A 19,681-nucleotide genomic window follows, 5' to 3' on the forward strand; every position below is an offset into this window, starting at 1 on the left:
GTACGCGTAGCGCACCCCGGTGACGTCGATCCGGTCGCCGTCGGGATCCGGACAGTCGCCCTCACCGGGCGCCTGCGGAGCCCGGGCGAGCCCCTCCACCCGGGCGAAGGAGGCGCCGCCGGACTGGAGTTGCTCGATCCGCACCAGGACCTCGTCCAAGGGTGCGCTCAGCTGGTGCAGATACAGCGTCGCCGCCACCACCGCTCCGAGGCTCATCGAGCCGGACGCGTGCAGCGCGCCGCCGATCACCAGCACTCCGGCCACCGGGAGGATGTACGACGTCTCCATCACCGGGAAGAACACCGAGCGCAGGAACAGCGTGTAGAAGCGGGTGCGGCGGGAGGTCTCCAGGGCGTCCCTGCTCGCGGCCGTGCGCTGCTCCCGGAGTCCGAAGGCCTCCACGGTGCGTGCCCCTGCCGCCGTCGACGCCACGATCTCGGCCACGTCCGACGTGGCGGCGCCCTCGGCGAGGTAGCCGTCCCGGGCCCTGCCCAGATACCAGCGCAGCGCGATCCAGATCGGCGTCAGCGTCAGCACCGCGAGGACGCCGAGCAGCGGTTCCATCAGGAACACCGCGACGATCAGGAACAGCGCCTGGACCAGGTTGACCAGCAGGACGGGGCCCGCGTCCCGCAGGGTGTTGCCGACCGTCGTCACGTCCGCCGTCCCGCGTGCCGTCAGGTCACCGGTGCCGGCCCGCTCCACCACCGACGCGGGCAGCGTCAGCGCCCGGTCCACGAACCGCTCCCGCACCCGGGCCAGGGTCCGTTCCCCGAAGCGGTGCCCCACGTACCGGGCCCAGCGCGCCAGCAGCACCTGCGCGAGGGCGGACAGCAGGAGGAGCAGGGCCAGCCGGTCCACGGCTGCCGTCCCGTGCCCGGCCCGCACGTCGTCGATCATCCGGCCCAGCAGCCACGGCCCGGCCAGTCCGGCCAGGGCCGCGAGCGCGTTCAGGCTCAGCACGACTCCGAAGGCGCGGGCGTCGGCCCGCACGAGCCCCAGCAGGGCACGCCGGACGTCGGCCCGTTCGGCGACCGGCAGATGCGCCCGGCTCATCCCAGGACCTCCTCGGTGTCCCTCGCGACGAGGGCCCGGTAGCCGGGGGTGGTGGCGAGCAGTTCGTGGTGGGTGCCGGAGGCTTCGACCTTGCCGTCCTTCAGGTAGTGGACCGTGTCCGTGCGGTCCAGGACGAGCGGGGAGGTGGTGGCAACGACCGTGGTGCGGCCTTCCCTCGCTCCCCTCAGCCGGGCGGCGACGGTGGCTTCGGTGTGGGCGTCCAGGGCCGAGGTGGGCTCGACGGCCAGGAGGATCTCCGGGTCGGCGAGGAGGGCTCTGGCCAGGCGGATGCGTTGGCGCTGGCCGCCGCTGAGGTTGCGGGCCTGGGCGTCCATGGGGGTGTCGAGGCCTTGGGGGAGGGCTTGGACGATGTCTTCCGCTGCGGCTGTGCGGAGTGCCTGTCGGGTTGCCGCTTCGGGGCGTTCAGTGCGTGTGGGAGAGGGCCTGATCATGTCCTGGAGGGTTCCGGCGAACAGGTCCGCCTCGTGGTCGGCCACCCGGATGCGTGACCGGATCTGGTTCAGGGCGATGTCGTCCAGGCGGGTGTCGCCCCACGTCGCGCCCGACGGGGCGTAGCGGCCCAGGCGGTCCACGACCGTCGTGGCGTCCGCGGGGTGTTCCGCGACCAGGGCCGTCAGGCGGCCCGGCAGGACGCGTACGCCCGACTCGGGGTCGTACAGGGCCGACGGTTCCGACGGGGCGTCCAGGGTCCCCGTATCGGCCATCGGTTCCAGACACAGGAACCGTACGACCCTGCGGGCGCACACCAGGCCGCGGCTGACCTGGTAGCCGCACTCGACCAGGAAGGCAACCGGCCACACCAGCACCGCCACATAGCCGTAGACGGACACCAGCTGGCCCACCGTGATGTCGCCCTGTGCCGCGAGCCGGGCCGCCAGCCAGGTCACCACCGCGAGGAACAGGCTCGGCAGCCCGATGCCCAGCGCCTGCACCCAGCTGGTCACGGCCCCCACCCGGTACCCCTGCTCACGCAGCCGCCCCGAGTCCTGCCGGAAGGCGTCCGCCACCAGTTGCTTACCGCCCAGGCCGGCGAGGACCCGCAGCCCGCCGGCGAGGTCGCCGATCCGCGCGGTCAGCACGCCCTGCCGTTCGCGGTACTCCGCCTCCGACCCCTGCAACCGGCCGAGGAGCGGCCCGACCAGCAGGGCGAGCACCGGAATGCCCAGCAGCACGACCAGCGCGACGACCCCCGAGACCGACACCAGCAGCACGGCGATCACCAGATACCCCACGACCGCGCCGATCCCGGGCCCCACGACCGTCAGCGACTGGCTGACCGTCTGCACGTCACCCACGCCGATCGTGACGACCTCCCCGGCGCCCGCCTGCCGCCGCAGGGAGGCGCCGAGCCGCACCGCCTGTCCGACGACCACCTTCACCGTCCGGAAGTTGGCGTCCATCCGCACCCGCGTCATCGTGCGGTGGCGCATGATGCTCAGCCACGCGTTGAAGGCGCCCACCGCGAACAGCGCGCCGCTCCAGAGCGTCAGCGCACGCATGTTCCCGGGCTCCAGGCCGTCGTCGATCGCCCGGGACATCAGATACGGCGTCGCCGCCAGCAGCACCATCCACACCGTGCCGAACACCGCCCCCGCGGCACACCGCCCCGGCTGGCGGGTGACCAGCCACCACAGGTAGCGGGCGCCGCCGCGGTGGTCGGGTGTTCCGGGGTCCTCGTACGCGTCGATCATCCGCCCGCCCTCTGCCGCCGTCGTCCGACCTAGGCCAGACTGTCCCGCCAGGCCCGGTGCAGATCCGCGAACCTGCCGGTGCCCTCGATGAGTTCGGCCCATCCGCCGTCCTCCACGATCCGTCCGTGCTCCATCACCAGGACCCGGTCCGCGATCTCGACGGTCGACAGCCGGTGCGCGATGACCACCGCCGTACGGCCCTTCAGCACCGTCGCCATGGCCCGCTGCACCGCACGCTCCCCGGGGACGTCCAGCGAGCTGGTGGCCTCGTCGAGGATGAGCACCGCCGGGTCGGCCAGCAACGCCCGGGCGAACGCCACCAGTTGCCGCTGTCCGGCCGAGATGCGGCCGCCTCGCTTGCGGACGTCGGTGTCGTAGCCGTCGGGCAGGGTGCTGATGAAGTCGTGCGCGCCGATCTCCTTCGCCGCCTGCTCGATCTCCTCGCGGGTGGCGTCCGGGCGGCCGATCGCGATGTTGTCGGCGACCGTCCCGGAGAACAGGAACGCCTCCTGCGTCACCATGACCACCCCGCGCCGCAGCTCGGGCACGGCGAGATCGCGCAGGTCGACGCCGTCCAGCAGCACGCGGCCGTCGGAGGGGTCGTAGAACCGGGCCAGCAGCTTGGCCAGCGTCGACTTGCCGGCGCCCGTGGAGCCCGCGACCGCGACCGTCTGTCCGGCCGGGATGGTGAGGTCGAACGTGGGCAGCACCTCGCCGCCGGTGCGGTAGCCGAAGCGGACGCCGTCGAAGACCACCGCGCGGCCGGGGTGCTCGCTCTCGAGCGGCGGGAGCTGCCGGGGGGCGGCCGGCTCGGGGACCGACGGGGTCTGGGCGAGCAGCCCGGCGATCTTCTCCAGGGACGCCGCCGCCGACTGGTAGGAGTTGAGGAACATCCCGAGCCGGTCGATCGGGTCGTACAGCCGCCGCAGGTACAGCACGGCCGCGGCCAGCACCCCGAGGGCCAGCGTGCCGTCCGCGACCCGGTGGGCGCCCCACAGCACGATCGCCGCGACCGCCGTGTTGGCGACCAGGCGTGAGCCGGTGACGTAGCGGGCCATCTCCAGCAGCGCGTCCCCGTTGGTCCGTTCGTGCCGCCGGTTGAGCGCGCCGAAGTCCGCGTCGCCCGCGGCCTCGCGACGGAAGGCGCGCACCGGCCGGATGCCGTTCATGGTCTCTACGAACTTGACGATGACGGCCGCGATGGCGGTCGACCGGGCCCGGTAGACCCGCCCGGCCCGCCGCTGGTACCACCGCACCAGCGCGTAGAGCGGCACCAGGGACGCCACCGCCACGCCCCCGAGGCCCGGGTCGAGCCAGAGCAGCATCGCCGAGATGTAGACGAAGGACAGGATGACCGTCACGAGTTCCTGGAGGCCCTCGTCCAGCAGTTCCCGCAGCGACTCCACGTCGGCCGTGGAGCGGGAGATGAGCCGGCCCGAGGTGTAGCGCTCGTGGAAGTCGACACTCAGCGCCTGCGCGTGGCGGAAGATCCGGCCGCGCAGATCCAGCAGCACGTCCTGGCTGACCCGGGCCGCGGCGGCGACGAACGCGAACTGCAGCCCGCCCGCGGCCAGCGCGCACGCCAGATAGCCGGCGCCCACCGCGATCAGCGGCCCGTGGTCCTGCGCCCGGAACGCCGGTACGGCCCGGTCGATGGCGTAGGCCACGAGCAGCGGGCCCGCCTGCACGACGGCCTGCTGGAGCAGCAGCAGGAGCGTCGTGACCGTGACCCGGGCCTTCAGCGGCGCGAGCAGGGAGCGCAGCAGGTCGCCGGTGGCGCCAGGCGGAGTGGGCAGGACGTCCCGGTCGAAGGGGTCGCCCGTGGCGAGGGGCCGGTCGCCGGTCCGGCCGCGGGGATGATCGTCCGGTTGGTCGTCGGGTTTGTTGCCGGCCGGTGCGCTGGTGGCCGCCGTCATCGCGCGCCCTCCTCTTCCCCTGACATCAGATGCGCGTACTCCGCGTTCGTACGCAGCAGTTCGTGGTGGGTGCCGACCGCGGCGATCCGGCCGCCGGACAGCAGGGCGACGCGGTCGGCGAGCAGCACGGTCGACGGGCGGTGCGCCACGATCAGGGCGGTGGTGTCCGCGAGGACCTGCCGCAGGGCGGCCTCCACGGCGGCCTCGGTGTGCACGTCCAGGGCCGACAGCGGGTCGTCCAGGACGAGGAACTCCGGCTGCCCGACGACGGCCCGGGCGAGCGCGAGGCGCTGGCGCTGGCCACCGGAGAGGCTGAGGCCCTGCTCGCCCACCTGGGTGTCCGTCCCCTGGGGCAGGGCGTGCACGAAGTCGGCCTGGGCTACGGCGAGCGCCCGCTCCAGGTCGGCTGTTCCGGCGGTGTCCCCCGCCCCCATGAGAACGTTGTCGCCGACCGTGGCCGAGAACAGCGTGGGCTCCTCGAAGGCCACGGCGACCTTGGCGCGCAGTGCTTGTCTGGACAGATCCGCGATGTCGACGCCGTCGAGGGTGATGCGGCCCGAAGTGACCTCGTAGAGGCGGGGGATGAGCGCGGTGAGGGTGGTCTTGCCGCTGCCGGTGGCGCCCACCAGCGCCATGGACTCGCCCGGCCGGATGTGCAGGTCGATGTGCTGGAGGACGGGCGGGGCGCCGGCGGGGGCATCGGGGTAGCGGAACCGCACGTTGTGGAAGCGCAGTCCCCTGTCCCCGGCCTGCCCGGTGCCGGAGCCCGGTGTGGCGGTGGCCTCCTCCACCTCCTCGTCCAAGACCTCGAAGTACCGCTCCGTCGCCGTCGCCGCCTCCTGGCTCATCGCCAGCAGGAACCCGATCGACTCCACCGGCCACCGCAGCGCCAGCGCCGTCGACAGGAACGCCACCAGCGTCCCCGCCGACAGGGCACCGTCGGCCACCTGGACGACCCCCACCACCAGCGCCGCCCCGATCGCGACCTCCGGCAGCGTCACGATGACGCCCCAGATCGTCGCCAGCAGCCGCGCCTTGCGCAGTTCCGTGCCGCGCAGCGTCTTCGACAGGTCCCGGAACGCGCGCGCCTGGCTGCGGTGGCGGCCGAAGCCCTTGATGATGCGGATGCCCAGCACGCTCTCCTCGACAACCGTCGTCAGGTCGCCGACCTGGTCCTGGGCGCGCCGGGCCACCTTGGCGTAGCGCTTCTCGAAGACCATGCAGGTGACCATGAGGGGGACGGCGGGCCCGAGGATGACCAGCCCGAGGGTCCAGTCCTGGAGCAGCATGATGACTACGCCCACGACGATCGTCACACCGTTGACCAGCAGGAACGTCAGCGGGAAGGCGAGGAACTGACGCAGCAGCATCAAGTCCGTCGTGGCCCGGGACAGTAACTGCCCCGAGGCCCAGCGGTCGTGGAAGGCCACCGGAAGCCGCTGGAGGTGCCGGTACAGACCCGCCCGCATCGACGCCTCGACGTGCGAGAGGGGACGCGCCACCAGCAACCGCCGCAGCCCGAACAGCAGGGCCTCCGTGAGGCCGAGCAGCAGCAGGTACAGCGCGCCGAGCCACACTCCGGCCGGGTCGCGGTGGGCGATCGGCCCGTCCACCATCCACTTCAGGACGAGCGGGATGACCAGGCCCACGCAGGAGGCGAGTATCGCGACGAACGCGGCACTGGACAGCCGCGCCCGCACGGGCCGCACATACGGCCACAGGCGCAGCAGCATGCGCACGGTGGAACGGTCCTGGGCGGGGGCGGGTGTCGTGGCCATCAGCAGCGAGCCTACGGATCGCCACTGACACTGCCCACCGAGTTTCCGCCGGACCGGAATCGGTCGTCGGTCCTACGACCTGGGCGTTCGACGGGCTGTACGGCGCGACGGGCCGGGCTGTACGGCGCCAACCGGCTGGGCTGTACGGCGCCAACCGGCCGGGTCGTACCGCCGCATCAGCCGATCGGTGGATGTCCGTTCGAGCGCGACGGCCGATGCGGCGGACCCCGCCTGGCCGGGACCCTTCCTCGTATGCCGACCGCACCTGTCATCGAAGTCGCCGAGCTGCGCAAGAGCTACGCGGGCCGTCCCGCCGTCGACGGTGTCTCCTTCGCCGTGGAGGAAGGGGAGATCTTCGGGATCCTCGGCCCGAACGGCGCGGGGAAGACCACCACCGTGGAGTGCGTCGAAGGGCTGCGTGTGCCCGACTCCGGCCGCGTCCGGGTGACCGGCCTCGACCCCGTCACCGACCACGAGCGGGTCGCCCGGGTACTGGGCGCCCAGCTCCAGGAGAGCCGGCTCCAGCCCAAACTCACCGTCCGTGAGGCGCTGGAGTTGTACTCCGCGTTCTATCCGAGCCCTGCCGACTGGCGCCCGCTGGCCGAGCGCCTCGGGCTGGAGGAGAAGTCGTCCACCCGGTTCGCCCAGCTCTCCGGTGGCCAGCGCCAGCGCCTGTTCATCGCGCTCGCCCTGATCGGCGACCCCCGGGTCGTGGTCCTGGACGAGCTCACCACCGGCCTCGACCCGCGGGCCCGCCGCGACACCTGGCAGCTCATCGAGGACGTCCGCGCCCGGGGCGTCACCGTCCTGCTCGTCACGCACTTCATGGAGGAGGCGCAGCGGCTGTGCGACCGGATCGCGGTGATCGACCGGGGCCGGGTGGCCGCCCTGGACACCCCGGCCGGACTGATCCGCCGCTCGGCGGGCGCCACGGTCATCAGCTTCACCCCGTCCGGACCGCTGGACGACCGTGAGCTGAACGACCTCCCCGCTCTGGTCGGGATGGAGCACAAGGATGGCCGGATCACGCTGTCCGGCACGGACGACACGGTCAACGCCGTGCTCACCCTGCTCGCCCGCCACCACATCACCGCCCACCAGCTCCGCGTCACCGACGCCACCCTGGACGACGCATTCCTGGACCTGACGGAGGCCTCCGCATGAGCACCGCCCTCATCAACCCCGCTGTGCTGCGCAGCGAGTTCCGGCTCTTCGGCCGCGAGCCGGGCAGTCTCTTCTGGATCCTGCTGTTCCCCAGCCTGCTCCTCGGCATCCTCGGCTCCGTGCCGTCCTTCCGCGAGGCGCAGGACGGGCTCGGCGGACTGCGCACCGTCGATGTCTACGTGCCCGTGAGCGTGCTGATCGCCCTGATCACGGCCGGTGTGCAGGCGATGCCGCCGACCCTCACCGGCTACCGCGAGAACGGCATCCTGCGCCGGCTGTCCACCACACCGGTCCGGCCCGCGTCCCTGCTGGCCGCCCAGGTGCTGGTGAACGGCCTGGCGGCGCTGGCCTCGGCGCTGCTCACGCTCACGGTCGGACGGCTCGCCTTCGACGTACGGCTGCCCGAGCAGCCCCTCGGATACCTGCTCGCGCTGCTCCTCGCCGTGCTCGCGGCCCTCGCCCTGGGCGCGGTCGTCGCGGCCCGGGCCCGTACGACGAAGATCGCCACCGCGATCGGCACCGCCGTGTTCTTCCCGATGCTGTTCAGCGCCGGGGTGTGGGTGCCGGTGCAGGCCATGCCGGACGTGCTGGCCCGGATCGTCCAGTGCACCCCGTTCGGCGCCGCCGCGCGGGCCCTGGACCAGGCCGCGGCGGGTGACTGGCCGGGCTGGGGACACCTGGCCGTGCCGGCGGCGTGGACGGTGGTGCTCTCGGTGTCGGCCGCCCGCTGGTTCCGCTGGGAATGACCGGAGCGTGCTCGGGAGGGGGCGGGGCCGTGGCCGACACTGGTGGCATGACGGACCTGGCGGGTGTCGAGCAGCGCTGGGCGGCGTACTTCCGCCGGGGACCGTACGGGCTGCTCGCGGCCGGCACGCTGCTCTCGCTGGCGACGGTGGACGTGGTCGGCATGAGCACGGCGGAGCGGTACACCGCTGTCGTGCTGGTCGGCGCCGCGGTGGTCCTGCAACTGGCGTGGGGGCGATGGTCCCGCGGCCGGCCCCTCGCCCCGTCCGTGCCGGGGGGCTGCTACTACTTCGCGCGCGCGGCGCTCGGCCTCGCGCTCAGCTGGTGCAACCCGTTCTTCGCCTTCTACGCCGCCGCCGGTTTCGTCGGCCCCGACCGGCTGGTGCGGGGACGCGCCCTGTACCTCGGGCTGCTGTGCACCGCGGTGACGGTCGCGGGGTCCCAGGCCGGCCTGCCCCTGCACGGGCCGCTGGACTGGGCCGTGTTCGGCGGGCTGCTGTGCGTCCACATCTCACTGATCGTCGTGTTCGGTCGGCTGGCCGCACGCGAGGAGGAACGCACCCGCATCCAGACCGCCACCATCTCCGAACTGGAGCGCACCAACACGGCGTTGCAGCAGGCCCTCGACGAGAACGCCGCCCTGCACGCCCAGCTCCTGGTGCAGGCCAGGGAGGCCGGGGTCGCCGACGAGCGCCGGCGGCTGGCCGCCGAGATCCACGACACCATCGCCCAGGGGCTGACCGGCATCATCGCCCAGCTCCAGGTCGTGGCGAACACCCCGGACCCGGACCTGGCCCGGGAGCACGCGTCCCGTGCGTCGGACCTGGCCCGGCACAGCCTCGGCGAGGCCCGCCGCTCCGTGCACAACCTCGCCCCCGTGGCGCTCACCCACGACGGCCTTCCCGAGGCCCTGGAGAAGACCGCGGCGGAATGGGCCGGACGCACCGGCGTGCAGGCGCGGTTCACCGTCACGGGCACGGTCGAGCAACTCCACGACGAGGTCGCGGCCACCCTGCTGCGCATCGCCCAGGAGGCCCTGTCCAACACCGCACGGCACGCGCACGCCACCCGCGTCGGGGTCACCCTGTCCTTCATGGGAGACGAGGTCAACCTCGACATCCGCGACGACGGCCGAGGCTTCGACCGCGGCGCCGCGCGGGAGCGCACCGGCACCGGCGGTTTCGGCCTGCCCGGCATGTGCGCCCGCGCCGCACGCATCGCCGGCTCCCTCACCGTCGAATCCGAACCGGGCCACGGTACGGCGGTGTCGGCTCGCGTACCGTTGGTCCGCCATGACTGAGGACGCCACGACGGGGGACGCCCCGATCACCCTGCTGATCGTCGACGACCACCCCGTCGTCCGGGACGGCCTGCGCGGCATGTTCGAGTCCGCGCCCGGCTTCCGCGTACTGGGCGAGGCGCGCGACGGCGTCGAAGCGGTCTCGCTCGCCGCGGGACTCGACCCCGACGTGATCCTGATGGACCTGCGCATGCCGGGCGGCGGGGGAGTGGACGCCATCCGGGCCCTCGCCCGCACCGGGGCCCGCGCCAAGGTCCTCGTCCTCACCACCTACGACACCGACTCCGACACCCTCCCCGCGATCGAGGCGGGCGCGACGGGCTACCTCCTCAAGGACGCCCCGCGCGAGGAGCTGTTCACCGCGGTGCGGGCGGCCTCGGAGGGCCGTACGGTCCTCTCCCCGGCGGTGGCCTCCCGCCTGGTCTCCGCGGTCCGCACGCCCAGGGCCCCGGGCAACGAACCGCTCTCCGCCCGTGAACGCGAGGTCCTCGCCCTGGTGGCCAAGGGCACCTCCAACCGCGAGATCGCCCGCGAACTGTTCATCAGCGAGGCGACCGTGAAGACCCACCTCACCCACCTGTACGCCAAGCTCGGCGTCAAGGACCGCGCGGCGGCGGTGGCGGTCGCCTACGACCGGGGCATCCTCGGCTAGCCGGGATCACCCCGCCACCCGCAGCAGCAGCACCGCCCGCGCCGGCATCGTGATCTCGGTCCCCGCCGGGTGCTCCACGCCAGGCGCCTCCCCCTGCTCCTCCAGGCTCGTGTCGACGACGACCTCGTACCGTTCGGCCCAGGGCGGCCCCGGCAACCGGAAGTCCACCGGCCCCTCGCCCGCGTGCAGCACGGCCAGGAAACTGTCGTCGAGGATCTGTTCCCCGCGCTCGTCCCGGCCCGGGATGTCCCGGCCGGACAGGTACATGCCCAGAGTGGCGGCCGGCGCGTACCAGTCCTGCTCGGTCATCTCCGTGCCCCGGGAGGTGAACCAGGCCAGGTCGCGCAGCCCGTCGGCGGAGTGCGCCCGGCCGGAGAAGAACGCCCGGCGGCGCAGCACGGGGTGCCGGTGGCGCAGCGCGATCAGCCGGGAGGTCAGGGCGAACAGGGCCTGCCAGCCGGGATCCTCCAGCAGTTCCCAGTCCAGCCAGCTGATCTCGTTGTCCTGGCAGTAGGCGTTGTTGTTGCCGCGCTGGGTGCGGCCCAGTTCGTCACCCGCGACCAGCATGGGCACGCCCGTCGACAGCAGCAGGGTGGTCAGGAGGTTGCGGAGCTGCCGCCGCCTGAGCGCCCGTACGCCCTCGTCGTCCGTCTCACCCTCGGTGCCGCCGTTCCAGGCCCGGTTGTCGTCGGTGCCGTCCCGGTTGCCCTCGCCGTTGGCCTCGTTGTGCTTGCGCTCGTAGCTCACCAGGTCGCGCAGGGTGAACCCGTCGTGCGCGGTGATGAAGTTGACGGACGCGTACGGCCTGCGCCCGCCCCAGGCGTACAGGTCGCTGGAGCCCGACAGGCGGTAGCCCATCTCCCGTACGTCCGGCAGCGCGTGCCGCCAGAAGTCCCGCACGGCGTTGCGGTACCGGTCGTTCCACTCCGTCCACAGCGGCGGGAACGCCCCCACCTGGTAGCCGCCCGAGCCCACGTCCCACGGCTCGGCGATCAGTTTCACCCGGCGCAGCACCGGGTCCTGGGCGATGACCGCGAGGAACGGGGAGAGCATGTCGACGTCGTGCATCGAGCGGGCCAGCGCCGCCGCCAGGTCGAAGCGGAAGCCGTCGACGCCCATCTCGGTGACCCAGTAGCGCAGCGAGTCCGTGATCAGGCGCAGGACATGGGGCTGGACCACGTGCAGGGTGTTGCCGCAGCCGGTGTAGTCGGCGTACCGGCGGGCGTCTTCCTGGAGGCGGTAGTAGCCGCGGTTGTCGATGCCCTTCAGGGACAGCGTCGGGCCCAGCTCGCCCGCCTCCGCGGTGTGGTTGTAGACCACGTCGAGGATGACCTCGATCCCGGCCGCGTGCAGGGCGCGCACCATCCGCTTGAACTCGCCCACCTGCTGCCCGGTCGTCCCGGAGGCCGCGTACGCCGCGTGCGGGGCGAAGTAGCCGATGGAGTTGTAGCCCCAGTAGTTGCGCAGGCCCCTGCGCAGCAGGTGGTCCTCGTGGGCGAACTGGTGCACCGGCAGCAGCTCCACCGCCGTCACGCCCAGCTTCACCAGGTGCTCGATCGCCGCCGGGTGGGCGAGGCCGGCGTAGGTGCCGCGCAGCTCCTCGGGGATACCCGGGTGGAGTCGCGTGAAGCCCTTGACGTGCAGCTCGTAGATCACCGAGTCCGCCCACGGCGTCTTCGGGCGGCGGTCGTCGGCCCAGTCGTCGTCATCGTGCACGACGACACCCTTCGGGACGTGCGGCGCCGAGTCCCGGTCGTCGCGCACGGTGTCGGCGACATGCTGCTGGGGCCAGTCGCGGACGTGCCCGTACACCTCCGGCGGCAGACTGCTGTAGTCATTTCCCTCGGCACCGTCGACCGCACGGGCGTACGGGTCGAGGAGCAGTTTCGCCGGGTTCCAGCGGGCGCCGGTCCACGGGTCCCAGCGCCCGTGCACCCGGTAGCCGTAGCGCTGCCCGGGCAGCACCCCGGGGACGAAGCCGTGCCAGATCTCGTGGGTCAGCTCGGCGAGCCGGACCCGCGACTCCTTGCCCGCGTCGTCGAACAGGCACAGCTCGACGCCCTCGGCCCCGCCCGACCACAACGCGAAGTTGGTGCCCGCCACCCCGTCCGGGCCGACCCGGAAACGGGCGCCCAGCGGTGTCGGCGCACCCGGCCACGCGGGCACGGTGGGCGGCGGCGCGGCCCGCCGTGCGCCGTTCACGGCGGCGGACTGGCGCCCGTTCCCAGTGGCCTGATGACCGGCCACCGCCTCCTGCTCGGCTGCGCTGGACACCTGTCAGCCTCCCACCGGCTCATGGGACGACGGGGGACAGGAGGGGCGCGGCCAGTGCTGCGGCCCGGGTCGCGGCTCCCCTGCGCGTCGTCCTCCTCACTGTTCTGCCCAGAGGGTGGGTCGCACTCACGTTTCCCCGGGGGCGGGCATGGTCGTTTCCCGGGGGCGCGGCCGGTCGTTGGGCACCGCGTGAGGCACGTACAAGGGCGCGCGCGGCGCGCGAGGGCCGCGCTGGCCGCCGTAGTGACATGGGCAGGGCTTCTCGCCGGGGCCACAGGCTGTACCTCGGACGACGCGGGAGGGATCGCCGCGGCGTTCGGCGCGCCCCCGGCGCCCAAGGACGTCATCAAGGTGTCGCCCGACGACGGCAGCAGGGGAGTGCGCCCCGGGAAGAAGCTGCGGGTGCGCGTGCCCGACGGCCGGCTGGAGAAGGTGAAGGTCGTCAGGTCGCAGGACGCACAGGAGTCCCCGGTGCCCGGGCACGTCTCCGCCGACGGCCTGACCTGGGAACCCGAGGATCAACGGCTCGCACTGGCCGCCAAGTACACGATCGACGCGGTGGCCGTCGACGGCGGCGGACGCCGTTCTGCCCGGCACACCACGTTCACCACCTACGTCCCGGAGGAACGCTTCATCGGTTACGTCGCTCCGGAGAACCGTGCCACGGTCGGCACCGGCATGATCGTCTCCCTGGAGTTCAACCGGGAGATCGCCGACCGCGCCGCCGTCGAACGCGCGGTCCGGGTCACCGCCCGCCCGGCCGTCGAGATCCGCCCGCACTGGTTCGGGAAGAACCGCCTCGACTTCCGCCCCGAGGACTACTGGAAGCCCGGCACCCAGGTCACCGTCGCCCTGAACCTGCGCGACGTCGAGGGCGCGCCCGGCGTCTACGGCCTCCAGCGCAAGACGTTCTCCTTCACCGTCGGCCGCAGTCAGGTCACCGTGGTCGACGCCGCCGCGCACTCCATGGAGGTCCGGCGCGACGGCGAGCCCCTCGCCACGGTGCCCGTCACGGCCGGTGCCCCCGGGAACCTCACGTACAACGGCACGATGGTGGTGACCGAGATGCTCGACGTCACCCGGATGGACGGCTCCACGGTCGGCTTCAAGAAGCGCGACGGCAAGGGCGAGTACGACATCCCGGACGTCCCGCACGCCATGCGCCTGACCGACTCCGGGACCTTCCTGCACGGCAACTACTGGGCGCACCACACCGTCTTCGGCCGTACCAACGTCAGTCACGGGTGCATCGGACTGCGCGACGTGAAGGGCGGCGGCTCGGACACCCCGGCCGGCTGGTTCTTCGACCGCAGTCTCGTCGGGGACGTCGTCGAGGTCGTCAACAGCAATGACAAAAAGGTCTCTCCCGACAATGGGCTCGGAGGATGGAATATGGACTGGAATGCATGGAAGGCGGGCAGTGCGGTGAAGTAGCCCGACAAAGGGGCGGGTCGAGCCGGCGATCTGTTGGGACCGAACAGTGACAATCGCGGGCCGCCGGTGCCGTGCACCCTGTGGTTACTATTCGCCGACGCGCGGCGGATCGCGCGGGGTGCGGGCCTGACCAGGCCCTGGGAGGGGAGAAAGACGTGAACGGGCGACCGATATCGGGGGCGTCGGTTGGGCGCAGGAACGGAATGCTCGCGTCGGCGATCGGCGTGCTGCTTTTCGCCGTGACGGCGTGCGGCGGCGGGGGGACGGGCCCCGGTTCCGGCGAGGGTGACGGTCAGGGCAAGGACTCGGGCGCCGCGCAGAGCAAGCAGTCCGAGGCGGTCGTCGGCATCACCCCCGAGGACGGGGCCACGTCCGTCGACACGAGCGGTGCGCTGAAGGTGACCGCCCGGAAGGGCAAGCTGACCGAGGTCGAGGTCAAGGACGCCAAAGGCAGGAAGGTCGACGGCGAGATATCCGGGGACGGCGCCAACTGGACGCCGTCCACCCACCTGGCCGGCGCCACCAAGTACACGGTCCACGCGGTCGCCAAGGACTCCGAGGGCCGCACGGCCGCGGAGGACGCCGGCTTCACCACGCTGACCCCGGAGAACACCTTCGTCGGCACCTTCACACCCGAGGACGGCTCCAAGGTCGGCGTCGGGATGCCGTTCTCCGTCCGCTTCTCGCGGGGCATCACCAACCCGGAGGACGTCGAGAAGGCCATCCGCATCAGGACGGAGCCGGCCGTCGACGTCGAGGGCCACTGGTTCGGCAACGACCGTCTCGACTTCCGCCCCGAGAAGTACTGGAAGCCCGGCACCAAGGTGACCGTCGACCTGAACCTCGACGGCGTCGAGGGACGCTCCGGTGTCTACGGCGAGCAGGACAAGACGGTGAAGTTCGCCATCGGCCGCAACCAGGTCTCCGTCGTCGACGCCAAGAAGCTCACGATGAAGGTCATGCGCGACGGCAAGGCCATCAAGACCATCCCGGTCACCACCGGCCAGCCCGGCATGGAGACCTGGAACGGCCAGATGGTCATCAGCGAGATGCTGACGGTGACCCGGATGAACGGCGAGACGGTCGGCTACGGCGGCGAGTACGACATCAAGGACGTCCCGCACGCCGTCCGCCTGACCACCTCCGGCACCTTCCTGCACGGCAACTACTGGGCGAGCGGCGCCTTCGGCAACTACAACGCCAGTCACGGCTGCATCGGCCTGCGCGACGTGCGCGGCGGCTGGGACAAGAAGGTGGCGGCCGCGTGGTTCTTCAACCACTCGATGGTCGGCGACGTGGTGGTCGTCAAGAACTCCAAGGACCGGACCGTCGACCCGGACAACGGGCTGAACGGCTGGAACATGTCGTGGGAGAAGTGGAAGAAGTAGTTCTCCGCTGCTGACAACAGGGCCCGGGTGTGACGGACCGCACCGGGGCCTCAGCCGTTAGTCGTGGTTAACCTGCTGCCTATGACCGTCTCTCTCGAAGTCGCTGAAGGCGTCGGCACGATCCGTCTCGACCGACCGCCCATGAACGCCCTGGACATCGCCACGCAGGACCGGCTGAAGGAACTCGCCGAGGAGGCCACGCGCCGCGAGGACGTCAGGGCGGTGGTGCTCTACGGCGGCGAGAAGGTGTTCGCGGCCGGCGCGGACATCAAGGAGATGCAGGCGATGGACCACACCGCGATGGTCCTGCGCGCCCGCGCCCTGCAGGACTCGTTCACGGCGGTGGCCCGGATCCCCAAGCCGGTCGTCGCGGCCGTGACTGGGTACGCCCTGGGCGGCGGCTGCGAACTCGCCCTCTGTGCGGACTTCCGCATCGCCGGCGAGAACGCCAAGCTCGGCCAGCCGGAGATCCTGCTCGGCCTGATCCCCGGCGCCGGCGGCACTCAGCGCCTGGCCCGCCTGGTCGGCCCCTCCAAGGCCAAGGACCTCATCTTCACGGGCCGCATGGTGAAGGCAGACGAGGCCCGCGAGATCGGCCTGGTGGACCGGGTCGTCCCCGCCGACGAGGTGTACGCGCAGGCGCACGCCTGGGCCGCGAAGCTCGCGCAGGGCCCGGCGCTGGCGCTGCGCGCGGCGAAGGAGTCGATCGACACGGGCCTGGAGACGGACATCGACACGGGCCTCGCGGTCGAACGGAACTGGTTCGCCGGCCTGTTCGCCACCGAGGACCGCGAGCGCGGGATGCGCAGCTTCGTGGAGGAGGGCCCGGGCAAGGCGAAGTTCCTCTGAACATCCCTCCAGGGGCTTGCAATTGACACGGCGTCTGACCCGGGGTCCCTCGATGGAGCGGTTTATGGCACCCTTAAGACAGCCTTAAGGGTGCCGGAACGGGAGAGTCCGTCGATTACCCCAGAATGAGACGTTCCAGCAGGTCAGGCTGGGCGTCGAAGGCTCCGAAGTGCCGCTGGCATATGACGGACGGCGGGGGATTCACCCCCCGCTCCCCGGGGCGTATTCCCCGGGAACGGCCCCGCCCGGCGCCCAGGGCGGCCATGATGGGGGCATGGCGGGGCTGGAGGGTATGGAACAGCCGCGGGGACACGCACATGCGGCCGCGGCGCGCTGGTCGCCGACCGTCGAGGACGAACACGCGCTGAAGGCGCTCGAGTTGTACGGCAACCCGACGGAGGCAGAGGTTCAACTGCCGTCCCGTCCCGAGTCCGCGGCCACCGCGAGACGCCTCACCCAGGTCGTCGTCCTGCGCCACTGGGGGCTCACTCCCAAGACCACCGAGGACGCGGTCCTGCTCGTCTCCGAACTGGTCGGCAACGCCGTACGCCACACCGGTGCCCGCGTCTTCGGGCTGCGCCTGCACCGGCGCCGCGGCTGGATCCGCGTCGAGGTCCGCGACCCCTCCCGCGGGCTGCCGTGCCTGATGCCGGTCCAGGAGATGGACATCAGCGGCCGGGGCCTGTTCCTCGTCGACAAGCTGGCCGACCGCTGGGGGGTCGATCTGCTGCCCCGGGGCAAGACGACCTGGTTCGAGATGCGGGTCGCCGACCGCTGAACGCGCGCGATGCCTCACCCTGTCGCCGGACGGACGAATCGCGCGATTCCCTCCGAGACACCCATTAAATGGTGCAATGCACCGCCATCTCGTCAAGAGCGCCCTGGTCGCGGGTGCCGCCCTCACCGTCCTCTCCGCCTGCGGCACCGGCAACGGGGAACGAACCTCCGAAGCGCGCGGCACCGAGGCCGCCGTGCCCACACCGCCCGAGAAGAAGCCCGTGAGGGGCCTGCCCGGCATGCCGCCCGTCCTGGACCCCGAGGACGTGTACGCCGCCGACCGCCCCAACAAGCTGTCCCCCGTGGTCAAGGACTTCCCGTCCCGGGTCTACGTTCCCAACACCGAGTCCGACACGGTCACCGTCATCGACCCGAAGACGTACGAGGTCACCGAGACGATCCGCGTGGGCCGGCAGCCCCAGCACGTCGTGCCCTCCTGGGACCTGAAGACGCTCTGGGTCAACAACAACCGCGGCCACACCCTCACCCCGATCGACCCGAAGACCGGCAAGGCGGGCAAGGACGTCGAGGTCCACGACCCCTACAACCTCTACTTCACCCCCAACGGCAGGTACGCCGTGGTCATGGCCTCCCTCGACCGCGAGCTGGTCTTCCGCGACCCGCACACCATGAAGGTGAAGAAGACCGTCCCGGTCTCCTGCTACGGCGTCAACCACGCCGACTTCTCCCTCGACGGCCGCTACTTCATCGTCTCCTGCGAGTTCAGCGGCGAACTGCTCAAGGTCGACACCGAGAAGATGGAGGTCGTCGGGCAGCAGCGGCTGCCGTTCGAGGGTGCCATGCCGCAGGACGTGAAGGTCTCACCCGACGGCAAGAGGTTCTACATCGCCGACATGATGGCCCACGGCATGTGGGTCCTGGACGGCGACAGGTTCACCGAGCCCACCCTGATGCCCACCGGCAAGGGCTGCCACGGCCTCTACGTCAGCCGCGACTCCCGCGAGATGTACGTGACCAACCGCGGCGAGGGCACCATCTCCGTCTTCGACTTCACCCAGGGCAAGCTGACCAAGAAGTGGAAGCTGCCCGACGGCGGCAGCCCCGACATGGGTGGTGTCTCCGCCGACGGCAAGGTGCTGTGGCTGTCCGGCCGCTACGACGCCGAGGTGTACGCCGTCGACACCCGCACCGGCATCCAGCTCGCCCGGATCCCCGTCGGCAGCGGCCCGCACGGCCTCGCGGTCTACCCGCAGCCCGGCCGCTACTCGCTCGGCCACACGGGCATCTTCCGGTGACGCCCGTACGCCTCCCGCCGACGCGCTCCTTGAGTCTCCACCCGCTGGAGGGCCCAGACTCGCAGACATGATCGATGACCGCACCGGACTGCTCACCATCGGTGAACTGGCCCGGGTCACGGGACTCACCGTGCGCACCATCCGCTTTTGGTCCGACGAGGGCGCCCTGCCCCCGGTGGGACGGTCCGCGGGCGGATACCGGCTGTACGACGCGGCGTCCGTGGCTCGGCTGGAACTGATCCGCACCCTGCGTGAGCTGGGCCTCGGTCTCACGGACGTCCGCCGGGTCCTGGCCGGTGAGACGACCGTCGCGCAGGTCGCGACCGCGCACGTGGTCGCGTTGGACGCGCAGATCCGGGCGCTCAAGGTGACCCGTGCGGTGCTGTCGACCGTGGCGAAGCGGGATTCCAGCGTGGAGGAGATGACGCTCATGAACAGACTGGCACGGCTGTCGGCAGCCGAGCGGCGGCGGATCGTGGAGGACTTCATGGAGGAGATCTTCGAAGGGATCGACACGGCCGACCCGGACATCCGCCGCAGGCTGCGCTTCCCGGCCGCGAAGCTCCCCGACGACCCCACGCCCGAGCAGGTGGACGCATGGGTGGAGCTCGCCGAGCTGATCCAGGACCCCGGCTTTCGCGCGCAGATGCGGCAGATGATCGAGTTCAACGCGGCGGACCGGGGGCCGGACGCCCCGGCCGGTTCGTCCCTGTGGTTCATGAGCCGGCTCGTGTCGCTCGCCGGCGATGCACGGCGGCGCGGCATCGCCCCGGACGCACCGGAGGCCGACGAGGTACTCCGGGTCCTGCTCGGTGGCACCGACCGGGCCGTCGTACTCGAACGCCTCACGGCGGCCTTCGACGTACGGGTCGCCCGCTACCGCGAACTGCAGGCCATTGTCAACGGCCTCGACCCCCAGCAGACCTACGACGAGGAGTTCGTCTGGGTGGTCGCCGCGTTGGAGGCTCACACGGCCGGTTAATCTGACCTGCGTCAAACCTGCGTCAGCAGGACGCACAGCACGAGATGAGGGGCGGATCGGTGGCGGACATCGAGGAAGCACGCAAGCAGTTCGAGCGGATCGATATGGACGGTGACGGATTCATCACCGCTGCCGAGTTCAAGAGCGCCCTGGCCAAGTCGGGTGACTGGAACGTCACCGAGTCGGTCGCCGAGGTCGTCATCAAGACCCGCGACCTCGACGGTGACAAGCGGCTGAGCTTCGACGAGTTCTGGGCCTACCTGAACAAGTAGGCCTCCGGCTCGCCTGTTCCCCGGAGAAGGGGCCCGGTCCACGATCCCCGGACGCTGTTGGTTAATTCGGGCCCGGTTGCTTCGCCCCGTCGGATCTATCCGGCGGGGCGAAGTGCTGCGAAGTGGC

The 19,681-nt window shown here is 71.6% G+C and carries 16 protein-coding genes; 11 read left to right on the forward strand and 5 right to left on the reverse strand.

The window, feature by feature from the left end; translation table 11 throughout:
- The 4 genes from ABZ281_RS07225 to ABZ281_RS07240 form a co-directional block, all read right to left on the reverse strand.
- The coding region (locus tag ABZ281_RS07225; protein WP_356652976.1) for an ABC transporter ATP-binding protein at positions 1-1,056 on the reverse strand (1,056 nt) is incomplete at its 3' end.
- Positions 1,053-2,768, reverse strand: coding sequence for an ABC transporter ATP-binding protein (locus ABZ281_RS07230; protein WP_356652978.1), 1,716 nt, complete (start codon positions 2,766-2,768; stop codon positions 1,053-1,055). The genes ABZ281_RS07230 and ABZ281_RS07225, both read right to left, overlap by 4 nt.
- Before the next feature lie 29 nt (positions 2,769-2,797).
- Positions 2,798-4,684 carry an ABC transporter ATP-binding protein gene (locus tag ABZ281_RS07235; RefSeq protein WP_356652980.1) on the reverse strand — a complete coding sequence of 629 codons (1,887 nt, stop codon included), beginning with the start codon at positions 4,682-4,684 and terminating at the stop codon, positions 2,798-2,800.
- A complete protein-coding gene (locus ABZ281_RS07240; RefSeq protein ID WP_356652982.1) occupies positions 4,681-6,462 on the reverse strand; it encodes an ABC transporter ATP-binding protein in 1,782 nt (593 codons plus the stop codon). Before ABZ281_RS07240 ends, ABZ281_RS07235 begins: the two co-directional genes overlap by 4 nt.
- 252 nt (positions 6,463-6,714) lie before the next feature.
- Between ABZ281_RS07240 and ABZ281_RS07245 the strand changes: the two genes are divergently transcribed.
- Genes ABZ281_RS07245 through ABZ281_RS07260 form a run of 4 tightly spaced genes read left to right on the forward strand, consistent with a single transcriptional unit; the run spans position 6,715 to position 10,322 of the window.
- Entirely contained in the window at positions 6,715-7,626 is a 912-nt protein-coding gene (locus tag ABZ281_RS07245; RefSeq protein WP_356652984.1) for an ABC transporter ATP-binding protein, read from the forward strand.
- Positions 7,623-8,372, forward strand: coding sequence for an ABC transporter permease (locus ABZ281_RS07250; protein ID WP_356652986.1), 750 nt, complete (start codon positions 7,623-7,625; stop codon positions 8,370-8,372). Before ABZ281_RS07245 ends, ABZ281_RS07250 begins: the two co-directional genes overlap by 4 nt.
- Before the next feature lie 47 nt (positions 8,373-8,419).
- Positions 8,420-9,670, forward strand: a complete 1,251-nt coding sequence (locus ABZ281_RS07255) for a sensor histidine kinase (RefSeq protein ID WP_356652988.1) — start codon at positions 8,420-8,422, stop codon at positions 9,668-9,670.
- The gene (locus tag ABZ281_RS07260; RefSeq protein WP_356652990.1) at positions 9,663-10,322 is read left to right on the forward strand and encodes a response regulator transcription factor; all 660 of its coding nucleotides are present in this window, start codon (positions 9,663-9,665) and stop codon (positions 10,320-10,322) included. The genes ABZ281_RS07255 and ABZ281_RS07260 overlap by 8 nt, the downstream gene beginning before the upstream one ends.
- 6 nt (positions 10,323-10,328) lie before the next feature.
- On the opposite strand, the gene glgX is transcribed toward ABZ281_RS07260, so the two are convergent.
- On the reverse strand, positions 10,329-12,596 hold the full coding sequence (glgX, locus tag ABZ281_RS07265) for a glycogen debranching protein GlgX (RefSeq protein WP_356652992.1): 2,268 nt from the start codon (positions 12,594-12,596) through the stop codon (positions 10,329-10,331).
- A 189-nt stretch (positions 12,597-12,785) separates the two neighbouring features.
- On the opposite strand from glgX, the gene ABZ281_RS07270 reads away from it, so the two are divergent.
- The 7 genes from ABZ281_RS07270 to ABZ281_RS07300 all read left to right on the forward strand — a co-directional run bounded on the left by ABZ281_RS07270 (position 12,786) and on the right by ABZ281_RS07300 (position 19,554).
- Positions 12,786-14,030: an Ig-like domain-containing protein gene (locus tag ABZ281_RS07270; RefSeq protein ID WP_356652994.1), complete on the forward strand. Its 1,245-nt coding sequence runs from the start codon at positions 12,786-12,788 to the stop codon at positions 14,028-14,030.
- Positions 14,031-14,233: 203 nt separating this feature from the next.
- On the forward strand, positions 14,234-15,418 hold the full coding sequence (locus tag ABZ281_RS07275; protein WP_356652996.1) for an Ig-like domain-containing protein: 1,185 nt from the start codon (positions 14,234-14,236) through the stop codon (positions 15,416-15,418).
- An 81-nt stretch (positions 15,419-15,499) separates the two neighbouring features.
- Positions 15,500-16,267, forward strand: coding sequence for an enoyl-CoA hydratase-related protein (locus ABZ281_RS07280; protein ID WP_097220785.1), 768 nt, complete (start codon positions 15,500-15,502; stop codon positions 16,265-16,267).
- A gap of 199 nt (positions 16,268-16,466) precedes the next feature.
- Positions 16,467-17,045, forward strand: a complete 579-nt coding sequence (locus ABZ281_RS07285; protein WP_356653002.1) for an ATP-binding protein — start codon at positions 16,467-16,469, stop codon at positions 17,043-17,045.
- Between the two features lie 76 nt (positions 17,046-17,121).
- On the forward strand, positions 17,122-18,300 hold the full coding sequence (locus ABZ281_RS07290) for a YncE family protein (RefSeq protein WP_356652998.1): 1,179 nt from the start codon (positions 17,122-17,124) through the stop codon (positions 18,298-18,300).
- A 67-nt stretch (positions 18,301-18,367) separates the two neighbouring features.
- Entirely contained in the window at positions 18,368-19,282 is a 915-nt protein-coding gene (locus tag ABZ281_RS07295; protein ID WP_356653000.1) for a MerR family transcriptional regulator, read from the forward strand.
- 59 nt (positions 19,283-19,341) lie between these two features.
- Positions 19,342-19,554 (forward strand): EF-hand domain-containing protein, encoded by a 213-nt coding sequence (locus tag ABZ281_RS07300; protein ID WP_356653004.1) that lies wholly within the window; start codon positions 19,342-19,344, stop codon positions 19,552-19,554.
- Positions 19,555-19,681: the final 127 nt, after the last annotated feature.

The organism is Streptomyces sp. NPDC006265, assembly GCF_040613555.1.
Lineage (GTDB): Bacteria > Actinomycetota > Actinomycetes > Streptomycetales > Streptomycetaceae > Streptomyces.